Genomic DNA, 5,862 nt, shown 5'->3' with positions numbered 1-5,862 from the left:
GATTTGGCTCATAAAAACCGCGACATTCCAGTTATTGATAGCTCACTATATCCCTTATGAAACAAGGGTTAAAGACCCTACATAATGGAAGGAGAGCCACCGTTATGGCCGGCTCCTGCGCAAGGTTGAACGCAATGGCCAATCTTTGGGTGATGTTTTGGTGCGAGAAGGCCTAGCGCGTCCATGGACTGGCCGACGCCGGTCATGGTGTTGATGAGGAAGGCTATGTTGTATGCTCTGAGCAAACTCTGAAGTGTGGCAGGACATGAAGAATGGCCGCAAGTTCGTTCTACTTAGACCCTTGCCTCCAGCAGAGTGTGTTCGTTAAAGTTTCAAACAGTGAAGACGAGTACGCTGTGACCAGTATGGGCCATTCCGCCCGTAGCGAAGGAGTGAGATGGGGCTGACAAAATCATGTTGCTTCTGATCGGAGTATTGGCGGTAGTCTCTTTGATCTGCTGGTTTATAGCAATCAAGCAGGGAAGAGCGGTCCTCTACCACGGTGTAGGTGATTTTCTATGGTCGATGTGCGTGCAGTTGACGCCGGTCTATACCGGGCTGTTGCTGTTGTGGTTGCGTCCGGAAGGTTCGCCTCTGGCGATTGACAGGCTCCTGGAGACCTGGCCTCAGTATGGTGCGGCAAGTCTCAGTTTGGCTGTGTTCTTGCTCGCACTAATCAAGTCTCTTCGCTTTGCAATGCGAGCTAATGGTTCGCTTCCTGGAATGTGTCTCTTCCTGCCCAAAACCATTGCTGGATTGATTGTAGTTTGGTTTTGTGGTGGCGTCATGAGCTTGCTGCTCGGGAAAAAGCGAACCGGTAAACGGACCCTGATCTCATTGTTGATCTTCGGGTTTGGCGGTGTTTTGGTGGAAGCCTTAATTACGCCGGTTGAGAAACAGGCAGCATAAGGAAATGCCTAGTTGATCCTAGGCTTGACCTTTGACTGATTGCGACAGTTTCTCCAACTTCCGCAATGACTCTTGGCTTTGTATCACCCTTTTCTGTCCTTCGATGAGGCGCATCAAAGATATTGTAACGAAAGCAAAACCAGCAATCACTACGTCCTTGCCTATGACAAGAGCTGACGCAAGAGACAAGAGGTTTTCGTTGTTCATCTCAAGTGCAGTGAGACCTGCATTTATCAGCGAAAAAATTCCGAAAACTGCAAGCCCTGCTTTAATAATAAAATTCATCGTAAAAGCTCTGTCTGCTTGATAAAAAATTTGCTTGTCGACATTCTTACTGCATATGCAACCAGAAGTGCAATCAACAATGACATTGTCAGTTTGGGCATATCAGTGCTCTGCGTTTCGCGGCCTGTGATCTCTCATAGGGCCAGCTTTGACATCCTTGCGCAGCTGTCTGCAAAAGTCCCCCATATCGTCTCCTGCTTTGTAAAGAACATCCATTGTTTGCACGAAAGCAGGAGTTTTGGTTTCCCATACAGCTTGTATCGTAGCTATAGCGAGCTTCTCTGAGATCCCCACACACAAAGGGTTACGGAAGCAGACCAGATTCAAAGACCCCTCATGCAGGGGCAGGTTCTCAATGAACCTTGCGCGATTGGGATGTTTGGTAGGCCAATTGTCATCTCCCCACCTTGTTGCCTTTATTTCTCTGATGTTGTCAGTGAACGTGGTTGCAGCTTCATCCTGTTCGTGAAGCCAGTCTTCGTGTGCACCCCACGCTCGCGCGCCTGCTATCTGCTGATCTTTACTTGGGAGACAAAAAGACAAGCAGAACAAGCTTCCAATTGCGAAGATCTGATACTTATTGCCAGTGTGGCTGCTGCTGCCTGCGATCGTGGTAAGAGCAGCCGAGACGCTGTCTACGAAAGTGAGAGTAGCATAGGCTCTAATTATGATAGCAGCAGTTTAAGCTCAAGCTTTGACAGTGGGAGTAGTTCAGGAGCTGGGTCATTCTAGGTGCCGCTGGACAGTTTGTTCCGGTCATGCCGAACATTTGCAGCACCTCTCCCCATAATATCGGGGGTAACGGTTCACAAAGCTGGTTCTGCTGTAGTGTGAAGTTCGCACATAACTTAGAATATTGGAATCCACCTTCTTTGCGAAGCAGCAGCGCGAGCCAATCCGCGTAATCGGAGGAATTAGGCGCTCCGACAGTAGCAAAGCCTAGGTAAAGGAGGTGGTATGCTAGGTGAGATTTGAACTGAAGTTTGAATTGAAAAAGACCCGGAAAAGATTGGCCGTCTGGTTCCGGGCCGTTTTCAAAATCACGTAGTGATCGGATTGGGGGGCGAAAGCTCCCCTTTCCTTTTTCAAATATAGCCACCCTTCCTGAACAAATCAAGAAGTTGCAAAGCTGTCCCTTTCGGAGTTGCAAGGATTTTTGAATTTGCTTCTGATGCATCGAACAGAACTTGCTAGCGCGCATATTTGGGCGTCATGAAGAATGACAAGGTAACATTGAGTAGTTCAAATCCAGTTGAACCTCGATAAGCGCTCGGACTATTGCATCAAAGTGGGTGTGTTTTACCCGCACGTGCAGGCGGATGCCGTAAACCTTGAGGAACCCCCGGACTTCATTTGCCAGATATACAGCTCCGTGCTCACTGGGCCATTATCATGACAATTTTTGCTGCGGGTCAGCGTTCTGCTTGGCGTTGCCGCTGGCCCCTATTTTGGTGGGCCTCGATGTCACTGCGTAGCTAAATGCAAAAAATCTTCCATTATGTGTTGAGAGCAGACGCGAGATTTCAACGCCAAGTGATAGGCGTAAGTTGGTGAGGCATGGAGGCTGTTTGAACTTCCAAAGATCCCTGCCCTTGAGTGATCCCGTGCGGTGGCTTTGGAGGTTCCCTGTGGTTCCAACTCTGCCACATAGTAACAAGCAATATTGGTTTTGAGAGATGTTAGATTCAGTGGACCACTTTGGGCCGCTCGTGAACCCGAGAACCCTGAAAATTTGGACAGATGTTGATCCGTGCGGCGCGGGCAAGAGCTTTCAGAAGACTTTTGACTTATCAGTTGTTGATGCAATTTCAACAGTCAGCAGGGCAAGGGTCCGCTGTAGGGGCATCGTTATGGACGAGAGCGACCCCTACGATGATTACGATGGGTTTGGCGCGGGCCGTGAACACGCGATGGAAGCCGCAAGGCAGATTACAGCTAGTTGCTCGGTTTCCCGAGTTAGTGTCGTTGTGACTACGACCGTTACGATCAGGACAGCTTATTTCGACACTGAATGTGAGCCTTTTCAACCTGGCGCTGTGCGTTGCTGTTATGTGCCGGATGAATGGTTTCGTGCGGATGAACAAGGATCCACCAAAACAACTTTAGTATTCGAAATCTGGCGTGATGGTAAACCTGGAAAGGATGCTGGAAAATTGGAGGCGTTGATTGCTGAATACGTGGAAGTTGATGTGGCCGGCGAGCGAAGAAAATCCGCTCCAATTGAGAAAGCGAGTTGAACCACCTTCTTTGGGATGCAGCAGCGCATGCCAAGCTGTGCAATCGGAGGAATTAGGCGCTCCGACAGTAGCAAAGCCTAGTTGAGGAGGTGGTAGGCTGGGTGAAGTTAGAGTTGCGCAATAGAGACTTTCAGGTTCACCAATTCGCTGCATCAAGATTGCTGCACAATTCATTTCTTCTTGTTTGTAAGAATTTTACAGATTATGATTTCTTTCAATAAGATCGCTTTCTATGAGGGCCGATTTATAAGCAGGTTTCGCGATGCATTTGCATTGCTTTGAAGAGCTAGCTGGGCTCTGCAAATAAGCAGCATCAAACCATCATTCCAACCTACTTTACCTTCTGGGTGCACTCCCAGATCGGGCGGCATCCAGCTCACTTATGGACGTTTGCCATGCACAATCCATTTTTTCATCAAGGTGAACCTTCTCAAGAGGGGCACAAAAGACTTTCAAGTGGCCACCTAAGCGAACCCACTCGCGAATGGTTGGTACAGCATTCGTCATGGCTTGGAGGGCCTAAGCCCACACAAACGCCCTGGCTCGGATCTTCAACTGTCTTAGGTTGGTGGGTCGCAACACTTATTTCAAAAGAAGATTTGGCAAGAACGCCAAGGGATCTTGGATCCTGTATCGCGTTAGCCAGAGAAGCAAATTTGACGCACCTTTTGTTCGAAAAGGGGGCGGAAGTCATCAAGGGCCTTCCTACGTTCACATCCTAGGAAAGTCGACCTCAAAACAAACCCACTGGGTGCACACCCAGCGGGAGTGCACCCGTCATTTTTGATTGCGACCTCGGATTTTCCATTTCTGGAAACTGGAGAGCATTCAAATCTCAAGGAGCACAAAATGATTATTTCAGTTGACGCAAACGCACCTGGCTATTGGGCAAGTGTTAGAGAAAAGGCGACCTTAAGAAGAGCGTCTGAAGCCGTCAAAAAAGGTCTTAAAGCAATTCGGATCTCTCAGGTCTATGAGCAGTATGTTGAGGACCATTTATACTTGATCCAGGAAGTAGCTCGGAAAGAGGGGCTCCATAAGGATCTTGATCAATACAAGAAATTTAAGCGCGAGTGCGCTGATACAATGGGCCTGCCAGAACTAGTCGATTGCGATGAAAGTGATATTCATCAGTTCTCACGAGAAGCTGTTCAAGAGGCTGCTGAATCTCTTTATGGCGAAGATGCGGATGTTGGTAGACCCCGAGTATATGGTAGTTGCATAGAGCCCGGAGGCATGCCTCTTGCTCGCGAGCTGGAATATGTCGAATGTTCTTGCTGCGGAAAAGACGCCATTTTTCAGTATTGGGAAGAAGTTGAGGGAGGTAGCCTCAACTCTTATAAAAGCACACATTGTGAGCACTGCAACGAAAGTCAATCAACGTATATCTAAAGAATGCGTAACTATGAGCAGCGAAGAAAGGGGTTTGCCTCCTTTTTTCGTTGTTAACTCGTTCTTTGAGATGGGCTCAGTCTGCTTCAGTGCGACTTTTGATTTCACGAATGCGGTCTACGTTTGCATGGTGTATCATTCCCGCCATGGCGATTATCCACGTAACAAGTACAATTCCTCCAAATACTATAGTTATTACAGCGGTGAGTGGCAGGGGATCTGCTGAATACCACTTCAAAACTAAGACATATAAACCTATGAGAGCTCCAACTATCAGCGTGGGGCTTGTCAAGAGTTTCACAACTTGGGATCGGAATTCAGGATCTACCTCTGGCCCCATAGTGCGATATAGCAAGTTCCACCTGCGCTTTAGAAAATTTACGAATATTTGCATCAGTTTTCTCTTTCTAACTGTTCTTGTTGAACTATCTTTAGATTACGTACTCGCGATGCAAGAAAGAAGAAGAATTTATTGAACTGAGCATTTCTTGACTCTTTTTGCATTCAAGTACAGAGTAGAACAAATAATGAACAAATGGTTCTGAAGATGCAATGGCAACCTGGCTTTGTCTGGAAAGAAGTAACGGGAAAAGCAAATGCGTTCCTGGGCGCTTCAATGCGGTCAAAGGAAGTTGTGATCATGCTGTGGCAGGAAGCAAAAGCTCCCCCTGCCCTCTCGTGGCAATGGCAGGTGTTGCACATGGGAGAGTGGAAAGCATCTGGAGGTGAGGCAAGCCAAGCGCTTGGTGTTATTTCCTCGCAACAAGCCTACCTGAGCTATGTAGGCACTCTCACAGCGTTCCAAGTGAAGCCGACTACCTCAAGGCGGCTCAAGTACATTTGGGCACCTGACAAGGGGGCTGCGTTCGGTGAAGGGCGCGGTGTTGGCCGCGTTCCGCGAGACAGAGCCGTTAGGTGTACCAACCTGCAATCATAATCCATTGGGCTTGCAATCATCGCCATTTTGAGCCCGAATTAAATGACTTTATCTGGGGGCTCAAACCCACATTAATTGGTGCGCCGTGGAAAGGCGCGTTTT

General features: G+C 48.1%; 5 protein-coding genes. 4 read left to right on the top strand and 1 reads right to left on the bottom strand.

Annotation, left to right across the window (positions count from 1 at the left end):
• The first annotated feature begins 414 nt into the window (after positions 1–414).
• Entirely contained in the window at positions 415–909 is a 495-nt protein-coding gene (locus PPL9_RS08075) for a hypothetical protein (protein WP_057462226.1), read from the top strand.
• An 18-nt stretch (positions 910–927) separates the two neighbouring features.
• Here PPL9_RS08075 and PPL9_RS08070 read toward each other — a convergent pair whose 3' ends face one another.
• Positions 928–1,194, bottom strand: coding sequence for a hypothetical protein (locus PPL9_RS08070; RefSeq protein ID WP_057462225.1), 267 nt, complete (start codon positions 1,192–1,194; stop codon positions 928–930).
• Positions 1,195–3,044: 1,850 nt separating this feature from the next.
• On the opposite strand from PPL9_RS08070, the gene PPL9_RS08055 reads away from it, so the two are divergent.
• From PPL9_RS08055 to PPL9_RS08040, 3 genes are all read left to right on the top strand, one after another.
• Positions 3,045–3,431 (top strand): hypothetical protein, encoded by a 387-nt coding sequence (locus PPL9_RS08055; RefSeq protein ID WP_152986633.1) that lies wholly within the window; start codon positions 3,045–3,047, stop codon positions 3,429–3,431.
• 849 nt (positions 3,432–4,280) lie between these two features.
• Positions 4,281–4,823, top strand: coding sequence for a hypothetical protein (locus PPL9_RS08050; RefSeq protein ID WP_057462221.1), 543 nt, complete (start codon positions 4,281–4,283; stop codon positions 4,821–4,823).
• A 616-nt stretch (positions 4,824–5,439) separates the two neighbouring features.
• The gene (locus PPL9_RS08040) at positions 5,440–5,760 is read left to right on the top strand and encodes a hypothetical protein (RefSeq protein ID WP_208989238.1); all 321 of its coding nucleotides are present in this window, start codon (positions 5,440–5,442) and stop codon (positions 5,758–5,760) included.
• Positions 5,761–5,862 lie beyond the last annotated feature (102 nt).

Source organism: Pseudovibrio sp. POLY-S9 (genome assembly GCF_001431305.1).
GTDB lineage: Bacteria > Pseudomonadota > Alphaproteobacteria > Rhizobiales > Stappiaceae > Pseudovibrio.
Note: the sequence above shows the minus strand (reverse complement) of the source record. Positions and strands in the feature narration are given on the sequence as shown.

Bases quoted from the DNA above. Each gene is read 5' to 3' on its own strand.
- PPL9_RS08075 (WP_057462226.1), top strand. From the start codon at position 415: ATGTTGCTTCTGATCGGAGTATTGGCGGTAGTCTCTTTGATCTGCTGG.
- PPL9_RS08070 (WP_057462225.1), bottom strand. From the start codon at position 1,194: ATGAATTTTATTATTAAAGCAGGGCTTGCAGTTTTCGGAATTTTTTCG.
- PPL9_RS08055 (WP_152986633.1), top strand. From the start codon at position 3,045: ATGGACGAGAGCGACCCCTACGATGATTACGATGGGTTTGGCGCGGGC.
- PPL9_RS08050 (WP_057462221.1), top strand. From the start codon at position 4,281: ATGATTATTTCAGTTGACGCAAACGCACCTGGCTATTGGGCAAGTGTT.
- PPL9_RS08040 (WP_208989238.1), top strand. From the start codon at position 5,440: ATGCGGTCAAAGGAAGTTGTGATCATGCTGTGGCAGGAAGCAAAAGCT.